1 protein-coding gene is annotated in these 1,588 nt (G+C 60.3%); it reads left to right on the top strand.

What is annotated here, in order from left to right; translation table 11 throughout:
• Positions 1-234 precede the first annotated feature (234 nt).
• Entirely contained in the window at positions 235-1,572 is a 1,338-nt protein-coding gene (gene astB, locus MPRO_RS02660; protein ID WP_067286615.1) for an N-succinylarginine dihydrolase, read from the top strand.
• The last annotated feature ends 16 nt before the right edge of the window (positions 1,573-1,588 follow it).

Genomic DNA, 1,588 nt, shown 5'->3' with positions numbered 1-1,588 from the left:
CAGGGCGGCAAGATTCACAGCAGCGAGGAGTATATGCTCCTATCGAGCCTGATAACCCGGGCCAAGCTCAGCGCACTGATTCTGCTGCAGCTGGCGGATGCTGCTCTGGACGAGTACTGGAAGAAAGGCTGATGCGCCAGCCTGAACTACCGTTTGCCACGACGCTCTGGGTGAGAGCTGCACCGGGCGTGGTGGCCATTTTGCCAAACAAATTCACTCGGGAGACACGACACCATGACCGCCTGCGAAGCCAACTTTGATGGTCTGGTCGGGCCGACGCACAATTACAGTGGTCTGTCGTTCGGCAATATTGCCTCGGGCAAGAACCAGGCTCAGGCCTCAAACCCTCGCCTCGCCGCCAGGCAGGGGCTGGTGAAAATGAAGACCCTGCACGACCTTGGCCTGTTACAGGGGGTGCTGGCACCCCAGGAACGGCCGGATATTCATACCCTGCGCAGACTCGGCTTTAGCGGTACTGATGCCCAGGTGTTGTCGCAGGCGGCACAGCATGCGCCTCGCGTTCTGGCGGCCTGCTGCTCGGCCTCCAGCATGTGGACGGCCAACGCCGCCACTGTGTCCCCCAGCGCTGATACTCAGGACGGCCGGGTGCACTTCACCCCGGCCAATCTCACCAACAAGTTTCACCGCTCCATCGAGCACGAAACCACCGGGCGCATTCTGGCCGCCACTTTTGCCGATGAACGCTACTTCAAGCACCACAGCGCCCTGCCCGGCGCCGAGCATTTTGGTGATGAGGGCGCCGCCAACCATAGTCGTTTTTGTCACGACTATGGCCAGCGCGGCATCGAGTTCTTCGTGTTCGGGCGACATGCCTTCGACAGCAGTCAACCTGCGCCACAGAAGTTTCCGGCACGCCAGACCTTCGAGGCCTCCCAGGCGATCGTTCGCAAGCACCAGCTCAGCCAGTCGCATGTCATCTATGCCCAGCAAAACCCGGACGTGATCGACCAGGGTGTGTTTCACAACGATGTCATTGCCGTCGGCAACCGTAACCTGCTGTTCTGCCACGAGCAGGCCTTTGCGGATCAGTCCGGCGTAAAGCAGCAGCTGACCCAGGCCATGCAGGGAAATTTTCGCATCATAGAGGTGCCCACCCGTGCGGTCTCAGTCACACAGGCGGTGCAGTCCTACCTGTTCAACAGCCAGCTGCTGTCGCTCCCCAATGGCCGCACCCTGCTGGTTATTCCTCAGGAGAGCCAGAACATGGCACCGGTCTGGCAGTACCTGCAGACGCTTGTGGCCGACACCGGCAGCGGTATCGACGAGCTGAAAACATTCGACCTGAAACAGAGCATGAGCAATGGGGGCGGACCCGCCTGCCTGCGCCTGCGTGTGGTGCTGAACGAAGCGGAACAGGCTGCGGTTAACCCCGGCACAATGATGAACGAGATACTGTTCACCATGCTCAACAGCTGGGTCGATGCCCATTACCGCGACCGACTGGAAGAAAAGGACCTGGCCGATCCGCAGCTGCTGCTGGAATCGCGCACCGCACTGGATGAGCTGACCCGCATTCTGCAACTGGGGGACATCTATCCATTCCAGCGTTAGCAGCCTGTCGGACTTA

The organism is Marinobacterium profundum (assembly GCF_001528745.1).
Classification (GTDB): Bacteria; Pseudomonadota; Gammaproteobacteria; order Pseudomonadales; family Balneatricaceae; genus Marinobacterium_A; species Marinobacterium_A profundum.
This window is presented reverse-complemented; position numbering and strand designations above follow the sequence as displayed.